This is a genomic window from Mesorhizobium kowhaii (genome assembly GCF_003253745.1).
GTDB lineage: Bacteria > Pseudomonadota > Alphaproteobacteria > Rhizobiales > Rhizobiaceae > Mesorhizobium > Mesorhizobium kowhaii.
The window spans coordinates 107895-125125 of record NZ_MZXV01000040.1 but is presented as its reverse complement, the minus strand read 5'-3'; the positions used below and the strand labels follow the sequence as shown (position 1 = coordinate 125125).

Genomic DNA, 17231 nt, shown 5'->3' with positions numbered 1-17231 from the left:
GCCATCGTCACGAGGTTCCCGGCCCATCGGAATCGCCGTTTCTTTTGGCCAGCCGCGCGAAAATCGTCGATGTGCGCAGGAGCGCGGTGAAGCGGCTGCGCTTGCCTGCCGGCACGCCGGAGCGGGCCTGCATCCGGTAGAGGATGACGGCGATGAAGATCGCATAGACCACGGCGCTGAACACGAACAGCGCGCTCGGTCCGAAATACTGCATCGCGGTCGAGGCGGCGAACGGCCCGCCAATGGCGCCGAAGGAATAAAACAGCATCAAGGCCGCATTGATCAGCACGAACTCGCCGGTGTCGGCGCGGTCGTTGGAATGCGCCGCCGACAGCGAATAGAGCGGCATGGCGAAACAGCCGAAGATGAAGATGATGACGAAGTTGAGCAGCGGATTGCTGCCGGCGATGAAGACCAGCGCCAGTGCTGAAAACATCGCGCAGCAGGTCGTCATCAGCAGTACCCGGCGCCGGTCCCAGCGGTCGGAGAGGTAGCCGAGCGGATACTGGATGATGGCGCCGCCGAAGATGCCGACGCTGACGAAGGTGACGACATCGGCAACCGACATGCCGATCTGCTCGGCATAGACCGGCGACAACGTGCGGAAGGCGCTGTTGGTGACGCCGACGGCGATGCAGCCGAAGCAGCCCAGCGGTGAAATCCGCCAGACGCGCGCCAGGTCGAGCTTGACGTCCTCGGGCGGCGTCGGGTTCGAGCGGTCGCCGAGCGAGACCGGCACGAGCGAGAGCGTGATCATGATCGACATGATGGCGAAGATGGTGAAGCCGCCGGCGCCGAAGATCGGGATCAGGAACTGGGCGCCGGTCACCGAACCGGTGTCGACCATCCGGTAGATCGCCAGCACGCGCGCCCGGTCGCGATTGCTGACGCCGGAATTCAGCCAGCTTTCGACGATCGTGAACAGGCCGGCAAAGCAGAAGCCGCCGGCAAAGCGCACCGCGCACCACATCACCGGATTGGGAACCAGCACCAGCAACAGGGTGCCGGCCGAGGCGATTGCCGCCAGCGCTGAAAATGCCCTGATATGGCCGACTGCCTTCATGATGCGGGTAATGGCCAGGCAGCCGAGCAGGAAGCCGGCGAAATAGAAGGTGCCTATCAACCCGATGTCGGAGGCTGAGAACCCTTCCTGCGCGCCACGCAACGCGATCAGCGTGCTCTGCAGTCCATTGCCGCCGAGCAGGATGCCAGCGGCGAGCAGGAGCGGGATCAGCGGGCGGATGGAGGACATGAAGGAAAACAACCGCTTGTCGTTGATCCTTCTTGAACCATCGTCTCCGCCAATGCCAGCAGCAATTCCAGCTGGCATAGGTTGAATTCGGCCCGGTCCGGCAAGCGGTCGTTCAATCTGTTTTGGAATTCAGCATTTTCAGCGACGCTGCATGTGCAATGAACGCTTCAACACTCTCCTTTGGGTAGCCAAGAAGAGTGCCTTCCAGCCTCGCCAAATCATTCGATGTGAAGACATCGAAGGCCTCTCCGCTACGGCACAGTCGAGCGATCAGCAGGCTGAGCTTGCAGCGCCACTCTTCTGTCGGCAGGCAGTAGCGGCGCTCTTCTACAGACGTTCCAGGATCAATATGGGAGAACTTCAGGATACGGCCTTCGTCGACAAACGGTTTGAAATGCGCGTCACCAACATCTTCCGTGTCCATGCCCGGTTCCGCCGAGAACAAGGCCATTGGCTTGTCGCCCCGAAGCATCATTTCCAATTCGCGGCCATTATGTGGCCCAACGCCCGCTGGCGGAGTGCGTTTTGGCACTGAGCATCTCCAAATCGTTTGATGGCTGCACAGTCGTAGGAAACACCTCAGGCCGAGCTTCGCAGCATCAGTTCGGCGTTGAGCAGGATGCGTCCGCTTTCTGGCTTGGCCGAGGATTTTTCATCCAGCCTCTCCAGCAGAAGTTCGATGGCCAGGCGGCCGATCTCGTTGTAGTTCTGCGCAACCGTGGTGATCGGCGGGCAGGCGTAGCGCGACAAGGGATGGTCGTCGTGTCCCGCGACGCGCATGTCGCAATCCGCCCCATGGCCCACCTTCAGGCCCAGCTGATACGCGGCCGCGATCACGCCGAAGGCAACACGGTCGTTGGCGCAAAGCACGGTCCTGGTCGGAAAACCTTGCCCCTTCAGGATGCGAAGCGCTTCGTCAAAGCCGAATTTCTCGAAATCCCACGACCGCGCGTCGACCACGGGCACGATTTCAGGCGTCATCTTGAACTGCTGCATGGCCTCGACATAGGCGTCCTGTCTGGCCTGGGCGTTGTTGTTGACCAACGGCATGGCGAAGTAACAGGGCGGCTCGCCGGATCTGCAGAGATAATCGACGATGAGCCTGAAGCTCTGCCTGTTGTCGGTACCGACGAACGAGGAGGTCTCGTCAAGCGGCGAGTCGACATAGATCAGCGGGATGCTAGATCCGAGTTCCGCCAGGATCCGGTGATGGGACTGCACGCCGAGCGGCGCGATGATGGCACCGGCAATGTTCATCGACTTGAACGTCTGGATCGCCTGATCTTCCATTTCGGCTCGTCCGTCGGAAGACAGAACAAAAGCCAGGAAGCCGGCTTCGTTGGCAATCGTTTCAATGCGGCGCGTGAGCGCCATGTAAAACGGATCCGTCGAATTCGGAATGATGACGCCGAGAATGTTGCTGCGGCGGCGATTGAGATTGACGGCGAACATACTCGGCCGGAAGCCGGACTTCCTTTGCGCGGCCTCGATCACGTTTCGAGTGTTCTTCCTTACCGAGCTGGGGTCGTTGAAATATTTGGAAACCGTCGTGCGAGACAAGCCGACAAAGGCCGAGAAGTCCTCCATCGTCCTGATCGTCTTTGCCATTCATAGGCTCCCTGCTCGTATTGCCGTCGCCACTGTCTACTTGAGTCACCTTTTCGCGGAAAGGAGGTTGGATGTTTCTTTCCGAGCGCAGGAGACCACCTTTGGTCCATGGGCGCGGCTGTACTGTTTGAAATTACGCCTCCGAGGAAAACTGTACTTTCATTGTCGTTGGGTCGCCGCTGCCTTTGGCGAAGAATGGCAACAGTTCGGAAAGCGGCAGCTGATGGCTGACAAGCCTCGCCATCGTGCCGTCGTCCTGGCTGAGAATGTCGAGTGCCTGCGGGATGTTCCGGTTCAACGAATGCGACCCCGCCAATCTGATCTGCCGGCGGAAGATCTCGAACGGGGCGACAGAGATCCTGGCATCGGGCGCGCAGACCCCGAAAATGAGCGCGGTGCCGCCATCGGCGGTGAAGCCGATCATGCCTTCGACCACCTTGGCGACACCGGTGGCGTCGGCGACGAAATCGAAGCTCCGCGCCCGCGCTGACAGCGCCGATGCGGACACCAGCGGCTCCAGCCCGAGCGCCTCAGCGAAGGCGAGGCGCGGTTCGCTGATATCGGCGACCGCCACGCTCTTGACGCCCTTGGCCCTGAGCGAGAGGGCAAGCAGCAGGCCAATCGGCCCGGCGCCGAAGACCAGCGCGGTGCCGGGCGTGCTGTTGCCGGTCCCGAGCCCGGCGGCACCGAGGCCATTGAGAACACAGGCGAGCGGCTCGGCGAGCGCCGCCGTGGCGAAACCGAGATCGCCGATGCCATGCAGATGGTCGACGGCAACCATGCTGAACTCGGCGAAGCCGCCATTCTCGGTCACGCCATAGGCTTTCAGGCTGGCGCACAGATTGGTCAGGCCCTTCCTGCAGGCCGGGCAATGCCCGCACGGGATGTTGGGATCGACAGCGACCCGGTCGCCCGGCTTGACGCTGGTGACATCGCTGGCAACCGCCTCGACGGTGCCCGCATATTCGTGGCCGGGGACCAGCGGAAACGCGCCTTCGCCGTAGCGGCCATGCAGCACCTCGATGTCGGTATGGCAAAGCCCGGCCGAGCGGACCCGTACCAGGGCATGCCCCGGTTTGATTGCGGGCATCTCAAGCTCCGCCATGCCGGCAACGCCTGCAGCGGTAAATCGGATGGCCTTCATTTCAGTCTCCCTTGTCCGGATGGCGCGGCTGGGGCGCATCAACTCATCCAGTTGCCGCCGTCGACATTGTAGGTCTGCGCCAGGATATAGTCGCTGTCGGGCGAGGCCAGGAACACGGCGAGCCCGGCAATATCCTCGGGCTGTGCGAAACGGCCGATCGGAACCGATCTGGCCACGGCCGCCTTCTTCTCGCCCGGCTTCAGGCCTTCCCAGCGGGCGAAGTGCGCATCGACAACATCCCAATGCTCGCCGTCGACGACGCCGGGCGCGATCGCGTTGACATTGATGCCGTGTTTGACCAGCGCCAGCGCCGCCGATTGCGTGGCCGAAATGATCGCTGCCTTGGAGGCGCAGTAGAGTGTTACCAGCGCCTCGCCGCGGCGACCGGCCTGGCTCGCCATGTTGATGATCTTGCCGCCACGGCCGCGCGCGATCATCACATTGGCCACGGCCTTCATCATGAACAGCGGCCCTTTGAGATTGATGGCGAACACCCGATCATAGCTCGCTTCGGTGATGTCGGTTATCGGCGCCATGTCGAAAATGGCCGCATTGTTGACGAGGATATCGATGCCGCCGAAATCGCGGTCGACCTCCGCCACGACCCTGTCGATCGCACCGAGGTCGGTGACGTCAAGCTGGATGGCGCTGGCCGCCGGGCCGATCGCGGCGGCGGCCCGCGTGGCACGCTCGATGTCGATATCGGCAATCACCACCTTGGCGCCTTCGCGCGCATAGGCTTGCGCGAAACCCAGGCCAATGCCGCGCGCACCGCCAGTTATGAGGGCAATCTTGTTGTTCAGTTTCATTTCCAATTCCAATTCCGCGAGTTTTTGAAAACGCTGTCAGAGCGCCCGGATGGCGACCGGCGCGACGTCACGGGAGACGTGTCCCATCGGATCCTTGACGCCGCCTGAGAAACGCACGGACCCGCTGTGGCGGATCCGTGCATCCTCCAGGCCTGCTGCAATGGGAGGCTTTTCAGGCCCGGATCGCCAGGAGGCTGTGCTCATTCCGCCTCCTGGCTCACCTGTCTGGGCTTGAACCGCCTATTTGATGTAGCCTGCCTCCGTCATCGTCTTCTCCACGGCGGTCTGGGCGCCGTTGAGCACATCGTCGACCGACTGCTGACCGGTGACCGCGGCGGCAATCGCCTGGCCGACCTCGGTGCCGATGCCCTGGAATTCGGGGATGGCGACGAACTGGATGCCGGTATAGGGAACCGGGTCCTTGGTCTGCTTGGTCGGATCGGCGGATTCGATCGCCGAAAGCACCGTTGCGGCGAAAGGCGCCGCTTTCTGGTAGTCCGGGCTGGCATAGGTGGATTTGCGTGTTCCCGGAGGTGCGGCGACCCAGCCCTCGGTCTCACCGACGCGCTGGACATAGGCTTTCGAGGTCGCCCACTTCACGAACGACTTGGCGGCATCCGCCTTGGTGGAGCTCGCCGGGATGGCCAGGCTCCATGCCCAGCCCCAGGCCGAGCCGTTGGGGGTGACCGCCACCGGTGCCTTGGCGAAGGCAACCTTGTCGGCAACCTTGCTCTGCTTGGGATCATAGACGCGGCCCGCCGCCGACGTGGCGTCGATCCACATGGCGCAATGGCCCGAGGCGAACAGCGTCTGGTTTTCATTGAAGCCGTTGGAGCTGATGCCCGGAGGTCCATCCTTTTTCATCGTATCGACATACCAGCCGATCGCCTTCTTCCACTCCGGCGAATTGAGCTGCGGCTTCCAGTCCATGTCGAACCAGCGGCCGCCGAACGTGTTCACCAGCGTGCCGAGGAAGGCCATGTTCTCGCCCCAGCCCGGCTTGCCGCGCAGGCACAGGCCATACTGTTCCTTCGACTTGTCGGTGAGCTTGTCGGCGAATTCGGTGATCTGGTCATAGGTCGGCTGCTCCGGCATCTTTAGGCCGGCGGCGTCGAACAGATCCTTGCGGTAGAGCGTGAACGAGCTTTCGGCGTAGAACGGCACGGCGTAGAGCTTGCCGTCGACGGTCAGGCCGCTGCGCACCGGCGCGATCAGGTCGTCATAATCATAGTCGTCGCCGAGATCGTTGAGCGGCGTCAGCCAGCCGCTCTTGCCCCAGATCGGCGTCTCATAGCCGCCGATCGTCAGCACGTCGAACTGGCCGCCCTTGGTGGCGATGTCGGTGGTGACCCGCTCGCGCAGCACGTTTTCCTCGAGCACCACCCAGTTGACCTTGTTTCCCGTCGCCTTCTCCCATTCCGGCGACAGCTTCTGCATGATGATCATGTCGCCATTGTTGACCGTCGCAACCGTGATTTCCGCGGACAGGGCGGTACTCGCCGTCAGTGCCGAAGCTGCGAGCGACGCGGCGAGAGTTCCAATACGCTTACCAATTGGCATTTCGTCTCCTCCTTTACGAATGCGCATGTGTAAGTGAACATGCGTATATATTTTATTGCGCTTGAAAACATCCAAGTCAAGCTGCATAGGGCTTGATATTTGGCGCCCGGCCCAGGTTCGACGGATGGCAGCTCGTATTTTCTGCGGCAGGAAAGCCACGTGCGTAGCAAATAAAGTGAACGTGCGTGCAGTTTGTATTGACTTCGCTCGCGACGCCAATTACCTCGGCTACAGTCAGGAGCTGTCGCACAACCCGCACGCCGACACGATCCGCGTCCGCTCCGGCTGGGGAGAGAAGGAATTGCAGGAATGAGCCTTTCCCGCCGAAGGGAGATCGCGTTCGAATCCGTGGGTCCGACGATTGCCGCCGGCGAAATCCTGGTTGAGATCATGGCGACGGACCGGGGTTTGGGTTTCCTCGAACCGCTGGCGCTGGTCGGCCCTTACCCGAGCGGCGCTCCTGCCATCTTCATCGATCAGGTCGCAAGGCTGGGCGGTGGCGCCGGGCTCATCGGCTGCGTCGGCCGCGACGATTTTGGCACGATCAATCTGGAAAGGCTCAGGCGCGACGGCGTCGACGTGTCCGCCGTCGCCGTCAGCGACCGCTACCCGACAGGAAGCGCCTTCGTTCGCTACAGGCCCGATGGCGGCCGCGACTTCGTCTACAACATCGCCGAATCCGCCGCCGGGCAAATCCGTCTCACCGCGGAAGTGCGCCAACTGGCGGACAGGGCCGGCCACCTGCATGTCATGGGATCCACCCTGTCCGTAGCCGGGCTGAGGGAGATCGTCGCCTATGCCACGAAGGCGGTGCGCGCCCGCGGCGGCTCGACCTCCTTCGATCCGAATGTGCGCAAGGAACTGATCGACGGCGCCGACGGCGCGCAATTTTCAGCCCTGGTCGACGATGCCGATCTCCTACTGCCGTCCGGCGAAGAGTTGCTCACCACGGCAGGGGTAGACGATGAATGCCAGGCGGTGAAGGCGCTGATCGCCAGGGGCGTCGGCGAGATCGTGCTGAAGCGAGGGGCTGCCGGCTCGTCCCGGTTCGCCGCCGATGGCAGCAGGATCGACTGCGCCGGCTTCCTGGTGGAGGAAGTTGACCCAACCGGAGCCGGCGACTGTTTCGGCGCGACCTACCTGACCTGCCGGCGCAAGGGAATGGAGCCCGGCAGGGCGCTGTTCTATGCCAATGCCGCCGGCGCCCGCAACGTCACGCGGCGCGGGCCTATGGAGGGCATCGCCGGCTTCGACGTGCTTGACGACTTCATCGCCGGGACACAGAGAGCGACATGATGGCCAATCCGCTTGCAGGCCTTGCCACTGCCCGCAGAAATGGATCGCCTTACGGCATCACGTCGATCTGCTCGGCCCATCCGCTGGTAATCCAGACGGCCATAAGGCGCGCCGTCAGGGACACGGAAACCACGCTTCTGATCGAGGCAACCTGCAACCAGGTCAACCAGTTCGGCGGCTACACCGGGATGACCCCGGACCTGTTCATCGCCTTCGTGCAGGAGATCGCCAGCAGGGAAGGACTAGAGGCCTCACGCATCATCTTCGGTGGCGACCATCTTGGACCGAACCCGTGGCGCGCGGAGCCGGTCGCACAAGCGATGAGCAAGGCCGAAGCCATGGTCACCGCCTATGTCTGGGCCGGCTTCAGCAAGATCCATCTCGACGCATCGATGGGATGCGCCGGCGAGCCGGCTGCGCTGGACGACGAGACGATCGCCATGCGGGCTGTACGGCTGGCCAAGGCGGCTGAAAAGGCGGCGCGCGCGCGCGGTGGTGCGTTGCCGGTCTACATCATCGGAACCGAGGTTCCCGCCCCGGGCGGCGTCGATCACACGATCAGCGACCTGAAGCCCACCGAAGCGTCAGCGGCGCGCCGCACGATCGACGTGCATCGCGAGATCTTTGCCCGGGAAGGCCTGACTGAAGCATTTGGCCGCGTCATCGCCTTGGTCGTGCAGCCGGGCGTCGAATTCGGCAGCCAGAACGTCGTCGCCTACATGCCGGAGGCGTCGAGGGCGCTGACCGGACTGCTCGATGAGGAACTGTCGCTCGTCTACGAGGCGCATTCCACCGACTATCAGAGCCGTGCGGCGCTGACTGCCCTTGTCGGCAACGGCTTTCCCATCCTCAAGGTCGGCCCGGGCCTGACATTCGCCCTGCGCGAGGCGCTTTACGGGCTTGACCTGATCGCATCCGAAATGGTCGCGGATTATGGCGACAGGTCGCTGGCCCGCACGATGGAGCGCGTGATGCTGGCCGCACCTGGCCATTGGCACAGTCACTATCACGGCAGTGACGCGAGCCTCTACCTCCAGCGGCATTACAGCTACAGCGACCGCATCCGCTATTACTGGAGCAACCCCACTGCCGGCGTTGCCGTCGGCCGCCTGCGCGAGGTGCTCAACGGCGTCGGCATTCCCGAAACGCTGATGCGACAATTCCTGCCGATGGTGCCGGCCGAGCTCGGGCCTGCCGGGAATCCCGAGGCTATTCCTCATGCCGCGATCGGCCAGGTGCTGGCCGACTACGACGCGGCTTGCCGTGGGGACGCCGCCTGAATCTGTTGCGCCGTCGCTAGCCACGGGGCTTGCTGCGCCTGTCGGTCGGCGCCCGGCGCCGCTCGCCTTGACAAATCCGGCCTCCCATGCGCTTTTCGCGCAAATTTTCAGGGCCGGGCTGTGATGCTTCGGCCCGCAACCCAGCACCCCGGACCTTACCAATGACAATGCACCGTTACCGCAGCCATACCTGTGCCCAGTTGAGGAAGAGCGACGTCGGCTCGACCGTTCGCCTGTCTGGCTGGGTGCATCGCGTGCGCGATCATGGCGGCCTGCTCTTCATCGATCTGCGCGACAATTATGGCCTGACCCAGATCGTGGCCGATCCGGATTCGCCGGCCTTCAAGGTTGCCGAGACAGTGCGTGGCGAATGGGTCATCCGCGTCGACGGCGAGGTCAAGGCGCGCTTGCCCGAGACCACGAACGCCAACCTGCCGACCGGCGAGATCGAGATTTTCGCGCGCGAGATCGAGGTGCTGTCGGCGGCCAAGGAATTGCCGCTGCCGGTGTTCGGCGAGCCCGACTATCCCGAGGATATAAGGTTGAAATACCGCTTCCTCGACCTGCGCCGCGAGACGCTGCACAAGAACATCATCGCGCGGACAAAAATCATCGCCGAGATGCGCAAGCGCATGGGCGAGGTCGGCTTCACCGAATTCTCGACGCCGATCCTGACCGCCTCGTCGCCGGAAGGCGCACGCGACTTTCTGGTGCCGTCGCGCATCCATCCCGGCACTTTCTACGCGCTGCCGCAGGCACCGCAGCAATACAAGCAGCTGATCATGGTGTCGGGCTTCGACCGCTATTTCCAGATCGCGCCCTGTTTCCGCGACGAGGACCCGCGCGCCGACCGTCTGCCGGGCGAATTTTACCAACTCGACCTCGAAATGAGCTTCGTCGAACAGGACGACGTGTTGTCGACCATGGAACCGGTGATGCGCGGGGTCTTCGAGGCCTTCGCCAACGGCAAGCCGGTGACGCAGAAATTCCAGCGCATCCCCTATGAGGTCGCCATGCGCAAATACGGTTCCGACAAGCCGGACCTGCGCAACCCGATCGAGATGCAGGCCGTCTCCGACCACTTCCGCGATTCCGGCTTCAAGGTGTTCGCCAACATCCTGGCCAACGACCCGAAGGCCGAGGTGTGGGGCATTCCGGCCAAGACCGGCGGCAGTCGTGCATTCTGCGACCGCATGAACTCCTGGGCGCAAGGCGAGGGCCAGCCGGGGCTGGGCTACATCTTCTGGCGCAAGGAAGGCGACAAGATCGAGGGCGCCGGTCCGCTGGCCAAGAACATTGGCGAGGAGCGCACCGAGGCGATCCGCCAGCAACTCGGCCTTGCCGATGGCGACGCCGCCTTCTTCGTTGCCGGTGATCCGACGAAGTTCGTGTCTTTCGCGGGTGCTGCACGCACTCGCGCCGGCGAGGAACTGAACCTTGTCGACCGCGAGCGGTTCGAACTGTGCTGGATCGTCGACTTCCCGTTCTTCGAATGGAACGAGGAGGAGAAGAAGATCGACTTCGCCCACAACCCGTTCTCGATGCCGCAAGGCGGCATCGATGCGCTGAATGGCGACGATCTGCTCGGCATCAAGGCCTTCCAGTACGACATGGTCTGCAATGGCTTCGAGATCGCCTCGGGCGGTATCCGCAATCATCTGCCCGAAACCATGGTCAAGGCGTTCGAGACGGTCGGGCTGGATCGTGCGACGGTCGAGGAGCGCTTTGGCGGCCTCTACCGCGCTTTCCAATACGGCGCGCCGCCGCATGGCGGCATGGCTGCCGGCATCGACCGCGTCGTCATGCTGCTGGTCGGGGCGAAGAACCTGCGCGAGGTCACCATGTTCCCGATGAACCAGCAGGCCTATGATTTGTTGATGAATGCACCTTCGGAAGCGAGTCCGCAGCAGCTTCGCGAACTGGCGCTGCGCGTTGCGGTGCCCAAGAAGGACGCCTGATCGCGCTTCGGGCGATACTTGAAAGAACCGCCCGAACCGATTCTTTCGATTCGCTAATCCCATGAAAAAGCCCGGCATCGCTGCCGGGCTTTTTCGCGTATTGAGGTCGCTTCGATCAGTCTTCATTGGCCTTGACGGCGACGCCGAGCGTCTTCGGCAGGTCTAGCGGGTTGGACATGGCGCCCGCCATGATCAGCGCGAACGGCACCGATGCCGGCGGCTCGGCCGAGACTTCGAGGCTCTTCGGATCGTCGAGATACTTGCTGACCGCGGCCGTCACTTGCGCCGTCAGCTCCGGATTGTTCAGCTGCGCCATGCCGAACGGCACGATCGCCTTGGCCTGGTTGGCGATGTCCTTGCCCGACATGCCTTGCTGCTTGCCAACATAGTCCAGCACCTTGTTGGTCAGCGAATCGTCATCGAAACGGATCGAGGCGCTGTTGAACGAAAGCTGCTGCAACAGGCCGAGCATGGCCATGCCTTGCGCCGAATTGTCGGCGCCTTCGGGCTGGGCCGCCATCTTCTTCTGCATTTCCTGGAGCGACTTGATGAAATCCATCGTGTAGCCGCCGAGATCGAAGGTCATGCCGAGCGTGCCGGCGTTCTCGACGGAAATGTCATATTTCGACAGTTCCATCTTGCCGTCCGCGGGTTGCCAGGTGCCGGCCATCTCGAGATTGCCGGAAATGTTCTGGTAGCCGAGCGCGTTGATGACTTCCTTGGACTTGGGATCGTCGACCAGCGTCAGGTCGGCGTTGAACTTTTCCGTGTTGGCGGTGAATTCCATCGCCTTGCCGTCCGCCGGCGGCGTGATCTCGACGGCAAGCCCGTCCATGGAGAAGGCGGTCTTGTCGGCGACCTTGACCGTCATGTTTGAGAGTTCGGCCGACTTGTACATCATCAGCGAGCCAAGCGGGCCGGTGGAGCCGTCGGCCGGAACCGTCATGTCGTGGATGACGAAGGGGCTGAGATTGAGGGTGACACCGTCCTTTGAGTGTTCGAATGCCGACGTCGACACGGTGGCAATATCATAGCCGCCATTTGCCTCGGTGACGCCCTCGAGTTTGACGTCGCCGATGGTGAGCGCTTCCTTTTCCGCCGCCGGTTTGATGGCAACGCCCTGCAGCACCATGCTGGTGTTGTCGCCGGTCACGCCGGTCCAGGAGATGTCGACGCCCTGGGCGGAAAGTGCTGCCTTCAGCCGATCGGCAACCGCTGCGTCCTGGGCGAGGGCCGCGTTGAGCGGCAATGTGAACAGAAACGTCGAAAAGGCGAATTTCTGGAGAGTTGAGCGTTTGATTGTCATCGCAAGGTCCCTGAGAGTGTCCTGAAATTGTTTTTCAATTCTTTGCGCCATCACCATTCCGTGACGAACTGGACGGGAAAAAGGCGTGTCCCGGCACAATGGTCGAAAATCACGGTGAAAGGCAAACTCGATCCCACCGTCTTTGCGCAAACCGGTGAATTTGTCATGAAGAGCCGGTCGCCTGATATCATCGTGCTTGGCCATAGAGGCCGCATGTAACAGGCTGATGTTGGCCGACATCCTTTGGCGTACGGTTTCATGTTGCAGAAGGGCCGGTGCATCTGTCAGCCCCTTGCCGCGAATCACCCGCTCGGCTAGTCCCAGCCCATGGGAAAAAGGCTTTTGCCGCCTGAAAATGGCGGTGGCGATCATATCGAACCGGTCGATCTGAAGAAGGCGCTGGAAGAGCGCTATCTGGCCTATGCACTGTCGACCATCATGCACCGGGCGCTGCCCGACGTGCGCGACGGACTGAAACCGGTCCATCGCCGCATCATGCACGCCATGCGCCTGCTGCGGCTGAACCCCGACCAGGGCTTTGCCAAATGCGCCCGCATCGTCGGCGAGGTGATGGGCAAGTTCCACCCGCATGGCGACCAGTCGATCTACGACGCGCTGGTGCGGCTGGCGCAGGATTTTTCGATGCGCTACCCCCTGGTCGACGGGCAAGGCAATTTCGGCAACATCGACGGCGATAACGCCGCCGCCATGCGCTACACCGAAGCGCGCATGACCGACGTGGCGACCGAGCTGTTGTCCGGCATCACCGAAGACGCCGTCGATTTTCGCGCAACCTACAACGAAGAAGACGAGGAGCCGGTGGTTTTGCCCGGCGCCTTTCCGAACCTGCTGGCCAACGGCTCGTCCGGCATTGCAGTGGGCATGGCGACATCGATCCCGCCCCATAACGCGGCCGAGCTTTGTGACGCGGCCCTTCACCTGATCGAGCATCGCGACGCGCCGGTGGCCAAGCTGATGGACTTCGTCCAGGGCCCGGATTTTCCGACCGGCGGCATCATTGTCGATAGCCGCGCCTCTATCCTCGAAGCCTATGAAACCGGGCGCGGCGGCTTTCGTGTCCGGTCGAAGTGGATCCAGGAGGACCAGGGCAGGGGCACCTGGAGCATCGTCGTCACCGAAATCCCTTACGGTGTGCAGAAGGCGCGGCTGATCGAGAAGATCGCCGAGCTGTTGATGGCGCGCAAGCTGCCGCTGCTCGAGGATATCCGCGACGAGAGCGCCGAGGACATCCGCGTCGTGCTGGTGCCGAAGAGCCGCTCCGTCGACCCGGGCATCCTGATGGAATCGCTGTTCAAGCTCACCGAGCTCGAAAGCCGCTTTCCGCTCAACATGAACGTCCTGTCGCGCGGCAAGGTGCCCAACGTTCTGTCGCTGAAGGGCGTGCTGCAGGAATGGCTCGAGCATCGCCGCGATGTGCTTGTTCGCCGCTCGAAACATCGCCTCGGCGAGATCGAAAGACGGTTGGAGATCCTCACCGGCTACCTGATCGCCTATCTCAACATCGACGAGGTGATCAGGATCATCCGCGAGGAGGATGAGCCCAAGCAGGTGATGATGGCCCGCTGGTCGCTCACCGACACCCAGGCCGAAGCCATCCTCAACATGCGGCTGCGCGCCCTGCGCAAGCTGGAAGAATTCGAAATCCGCAAGGAATTCGACGGCTTGAGCGCCGAGAAGACGCAGATCGAGGCGCTGCTTGCTTCAAACGAGAAGCAATGGGCGACGATCAAGTGGGAAGTCACCAACATCCGCGACAAGTTCGGCCCTGAGACCGAGCTCGGCAAGCGCCGCACCCAGTTCGCCGACGCGCCCGAGCACGACCTGACCGACATCGCCCATGCCATGATCGAGCGCGAGCCGGTCACCGTGGTCGTCTCGGAAAAGGGCTGGCTGCGGGCGATGAAGGGGCATCTGGCCGATCTCTCGACGCTGACCTTCAAGGAGGGCGACAGCCTCAAGCTCGCCTTCCATGCCCAGACCACCGACAAGGTGCTGGTCTTCACCACCGGCGGCAAGTTCTACACCATCGGTGCCGACCGGCTGCCCGGCGGCCGCGGCCATGGCGAGCCGATCCGCATCATCGTCGACATGGACAATGACCAGGACATCGTCACCGCCTTCGTTCACGATCCGAAGCGCAAGCTGCTGCTGGCCTCGCATGACGCCAATGGCTTCATCGTGCCGGAGGAGGAAGTCGTCGCCAACACCCGCAAGGGCAAGCAGGTGATGAACGTCAAGGCGCCGGATGAGGCCAAGCGCTGCATCCCGATCACCGGTGACCATCTCGCCATCGTCGGCGAGAACCGCAAGATGCTGGTGTTCGCGCTCTCCGAAATCCCGGAGATGGGCCGCGGCAAGGGCGTTCGTCTGCAGAAATACAAGGACGGCGGCCTTCTCGATCTCAAGCCGTTTACTCTGGAGAGTGGCCTGTCCTGGCAGGATTCAGCCGACCGCACCTTCACCCGATCGCGCGAGGAACTGGCCGAATGGATCGGCGCCCGCGCCTCGGCCGGCCGCATGGTGCCGAAGGGGTTTCCGCGGACAGGGAAGTTTGGGTAGTTGAGCGGCTCTTCCTTCTCCCCTTGGGGAGAAGGTGGCCGAGCAAACCTCGGTCGGATGAGGGGTGTTCCAGCTTGGCGCATCGTTGTCCGGATCGGCGACATGACAGCCGACGCCTCGTTTCTTCCAGCACCCCTCATCCGTCTCGGCGCTGCGCGCCGATCCACCTTCTCCCACAGGGGGAGAAGGAAAGTGCTTTCATCACCATTTGGAATGTCGTCACGATTGCTGCACTATATCCGTGCATAAGCAGGAAAGGTGTTTGGGAGAGGCGGGCGTTTGAAGGAAACAAAAATCCAGAAACCGGAACGGCAGCAGCGCCTGTTCGGCCTGTCGACGCCGCTGCGGTCTGCCGTCATTCCGCCGCTGTCGGCGGCGCGCTGGCTGCTGGTGCTGATCGTCGCCGCCGGCGTCTATTTCTTCCACGGCTTCCTGTTTCCGGTGCTGGCGGCGCTCGTCATCGCTTTCGCCAGCTGGCCGCTCTACCGGCGCCTGCTTGTTGCCGTTGGCGGCAACCGCACCATCGCCGCGACCTTTGCCATCCTGTTCATCCTCGCCTTCCTGGTGGTGCCGATCGCGCTTGCCGGCACCTACGCCATCAACGAGGTGCGCGAGTGGGTCGGCTGGGCGATCGAGACCAACCGGCACGGTGCCGTCACGCCGCAATGGATCGCCACGATGCCTGTCGTGGGCGAGTGGTTGAACGAGCAATGGACGACCAATTTTGGCCACCCCGGCGGCATTGGCGAATTGATCCAGTTGGTCAGCGGCGCCAATATCGGCAGCATCTATCGCGGTGTCCTTGCCGCCGGCGGCAGCGCCTTCGGCCTGCTCCTGACGCTGCTGTTCATGATGATCGCGCTGTTCTTCGCCTATCGCGACGGCGAGCATTTTGCCGGCCAGATCGACCGCCTCGGCGAGCGCATCCTGCCGACCAGATGGGAGCGGATCTCGCGCGTCGTGCCGGCGACGATCTCTTCGACCGTGACCGGCATGACCGTCATCGCCATTGGCGAGGGGCTGGTGCTGGGCATCGCCTACTGGCTGGCTGGCGTGCCATCGCCGGTAACGCTTGGTGCGCTGACCGGCGTCATGGCGTTGATCCCCGGCGGCGCACCACTGTCCTTCACGCTGGTCTCGATCTACCTCGCCGCCAGCGGTTCGCCGATGGCCGGTCTGGCGCTGTTCCTCTGGGGTGCGGTCGAGCTGTTCATCGTCGACAAGACATTGCGCCCGAAGCTGGTCGGCGGGCCGATAAAACTACCCTTCCTGCCGACTTTTTTCGGCCTGATCGGCGGCGTCAAGACCATGGGGTTTCTCGGCCTGTTCATCGGCCCGGTGCTGATGGCCCTGCTGGTTGCGATCTGGCGCGAGTGGCTGCGCGAGGTGGAACTGACCGACGAAATCGTGCCGGACCCCCCGGTCGAAATCGAGGCTGGCCCGCAGATCGAGGTTCTGCCCGAACCCAGCGTCGTGAAGAAAGCCAGCGCCTGACCTGCCGCCGTTTGCAGACCGGCATCACCTGAATATCGACCTACCTTAGACCGGATGATGCACCGCAAGGTCGGCCCGGCGCTTGCGGCCCTCGCGCAATTGCCAGAGCGAATGCGCGATCAAGGTGACGATCAGGATTACGCCGCCGATCAGGCTGTTGCGGGTCGGGGTCTCGGCAAAGATCATCCACACCCAGACCGGCGCCAGCACGGTTTCGAGCAGGTAGAACATCGCCACTTCGGGCCCCGAAATGTATTTCGGGCCGTTGGCCAGGCAGAAGAACGAGATCGGCATGATGACGGCGCCGTTGAAGATGATCCACCACGGCGCGTTCACGTGGAAACCTTCGCCGGTGACCATGAACGCCGCCAGCACGAGCGGCAGCAGGACGCCGACCAGGGCCGTGAAGCCCATATCCTTGCCGCTGGCGCGCGAGATGGTGATGGCCACGGCGACGAAGAAGGCTGAGCACAGCGCCATGAAATCGCCGAACAGATGCCCGGTGCCGACCGACCCTCCGACGATGACCAGCACGCCGAAAATCATGATCAGCATCGCCACGATCGTCACCAGCTGTGGCTTCTCCTTCAGGAATATCCAGGACAACAGCGCCGCGAACACGGTGTTGAAAGCCAGGATGAACACCAGGTCGGCCGTCGAGGTGTGATAGACGGCGGTGACGAAGGTCACCCCCGTCAGCCCGTAGCATATCGCCACGACAAGGCCGGGCCAGCCAGGAATGAGCTGCGGGGCATTCCGGCTCAGCGCGCGCCATACCGACCAGATGATCATGGCCGCGACGAAGGTGGTTCCGGTGCGCAGCAACATGATGGACCATGCGCCACCGTCGGCAAGCCGGATCAGCGGAATGTCGACGGTCAGTGTCAGCCCGCCGATGGCGGTTATCAGTAAGCCCTTCTGGTGGTCGTGATGGGAAGACATGC

Annotated in this window: 15 protein-coding genes; 6 read left to right on the top strand and 9 right to left on the bottom strand. The window is 62.7% G+C overall.

Annotated elements, in window-relative coordinates:
- Positions 1 to 7: 7 nt before the first annotated feature.
- The 7 genes from B5V02_RS19645 to B5V02_RS19620 all read right to left on the bottom strand — a co-directional run bounded on the left by B5V02_RS19645 (position 8) and on the right by B5V02_RS19620 (position 6373).
- Positions 8 to 1252, bottom strand: coding sequence for an MFS transporter (locus B5V02_RS19645; protein WP_111545910.1), 1245 nt, complete (start codon positions 1250 to 1252; stop codon positions 8 to 10).
- A 112-nt stretch (positions 1253 to 1364) separates the two neighbouring features.
- Complete coding sequence (locus B5V02_RS19640; protein ID WP_111545781.1) at positions 1365 to 1784, bottom strand: hemin receptor; 420 nt, start codon at positions 1782 to 1784, stop codon at positions 1365 to 1367.
- 47 nt (positions 1785 to 1831) lie between these two features.
- A complete protein-coding gene (locus B5V02_RS19635; protein WP_167458575.1) occupies positions 1832 to 2839 on the bottom strand; it encodes a LacI family DNA-binding transcriptional regulator in 1008 nt (335 codons plus the stop codon).
- 154 nt (positions 2840 to 2993) lie between these two features.
- Positions 2994 to 4004 (bottom strand): zinc-dependent alcohol dehydrogenase family protein, encoded by a 1011-nt coding sequence (locus B5V02_RS19630; protein ID WP_111545779.1) that lies wholly within the window; start codon positions 4002 to 4004, stop codon positions 2994 to 2996.
- A gap of 38 nt (positions 4005 to 4042) precedes the next feature.
- On the bottom strand, positions 4043 to 4813 hold the full coding sequence (locus B5V02_RS19625) for an L-iditol 2-dehydrogenase (protein WP_111545778.1): 771 nt from the start codon (positions 4811 to 4813) through the stop codon (positions 4043 to 4045).
- Between the two features lie 36 nt (positions 4814 to 4849).
- The gene (locus tag B5V02_RS40655; protein WP_167458567.1) at positions 4850 to 5017 is read right to left on the bottom strand and encodes a hypothetical protein; all 168 of its coding nucleotides are present in this window, start codon (positions 5015 to 5017) and stop codon (positions 4850 to 4852) included.
- 36 nt (positions 5018 to 5053) lie between these two features.
- On the bottom strand, positions 5054 to 6373 hold the full coding sequence (locus B5V02_RS19620; RefSeq protein WP_378925362.1) for an ABC transporter substrate-binding protein: 1320 nt from the start codon (positions 6371 to 6373) through the stop codon (positions 5054 to 5056).
- A gap of 124 nt (positions 6374 to 6497) precedes the next feature.
- Between B5V02_RS19620 and B5V02_RS19615 the strand changes: the two genes are divergently transcribed.
- The 4 genes from B5V02_RS19615 to aspS all read left to right on the top strand — a co-directional run bounded on the left by B5V02_RS19615 (position 6498) and on the right by aspS (position 10907).
- Positions 6498 to 6686: a hypothetical protein gene (locus B5V02_RS19615; protein WP_111545777.1), complete on the top strand. Its 189-nt coding sequence runs from the start codon at positions 6498 to 6500 to the stop codon at positions 6684 to 6686.
- The gene (locus B5V02_RS19610; RefSeq protein ID WP_111545776.1) at positions 6683 to 7669 is read left to right on the top strand and encodes a tagatose kinase; all 987 of its coding nucleotides are present in this window, start codon (positions 6683 to 6685) and stop codon (positions 7667 to 7669) included. Before B5V02_RS19615 ends, B5V02_RS19610 begins: the two co-directional genes overlap by 4 nt.
- Positions 7669 to 8949, top strand: coding sequence for a D-tagatose-bisphosphate aldolase, class II, non-catalytic subunit (locus B5V02_RS19605; protein ID WP_111545908.1), 1281 nt, complete (start codon positions 7669 to 7671; stop codon positions 8947 to 8949). Before B5V02_RS19610 ends, B5V02_RS19605 begins: the two co-directional genes overlap by 1 nt.
- A gap of 167 nt (positions 8950 to 9116) precedes the next feature.
- Positions 9117 to 10907, top strand: coding sequence for an aspartate--tRNA ligase (gene aspS / locus B5V02_RS19600; RefSeq protein ID WP_167458573.1), 1791 nt, complete (start codon positions 9117 to 9119; stop codon positions 10905 to 10907).
- Between the two features lie 115 nt (positions 10908 to 11022).
- On the opposite strand, the gene B5V02_RS19595 is transcribed toward aspS, so the two are convergent.
- On the bottom strand, positions 11023 to 12213 hold the full coding sequence (locus B5V02_RS19595; RefSeq protein WP_111545774.1) for a hypothetical protein: 1191 nt from the start codon (positions 12211 to 12213) through the stop codon (positions 11023 to 11025).
- Positions 12214 to 12540: 327 nt separating this feature from the next.
- Between B5V02_RS19595 and parC the strand changes: the two genes are divergently transcribed.
- Together parC and B5V02_RS19580 are read left to right on the top strand one after the other, a co-directional pair.
- The gene (parC, locus tag B5V02_RS19585) at positions 12541 to 14793 is read left to right on the top strand and encodes a DNA topoisomerase IV subunit A (protein ID WP_111545772.1); all 2253 of its coding nucleotides are present in this window, start codon (positions 12541 to 12543) and stop codon (positions 14791 to 14793) included.
- A gap of 279 nt (positions 14794 to 15072) precedes the next feature.
- Positions 15073 to 16287, top strand: coding sequence for an AI-2E family transporter (locus tag B5V02_RS19580; protein WP_111545771.1), 1215 nt, complete (start codon positions 15073 to 15075; stop codon positions 16285 to 16287).
- A 45-nt stretch (positions 16288 to 16332) separates the two neighbouring features.
- Here B5V02_RS19580 and B5V02_RS19575 read toward each other — a convergent pair whose 3' ends face one another.
- The gene (locus B5V02_RS19575; RefSeq protein ID WP_111545770.1) at positions 16333 to 17229 is read right to left on the bottom strand and encodes a DMT family transporter; all 897 of its coding nucleotides are present in this window, start codon (positions 17227 to 17229) and stop codon (positions 16333 to 16335) included.
- Between the last annotated feature and the right edge of the window lie 2 nt (positions 17230 to 17231).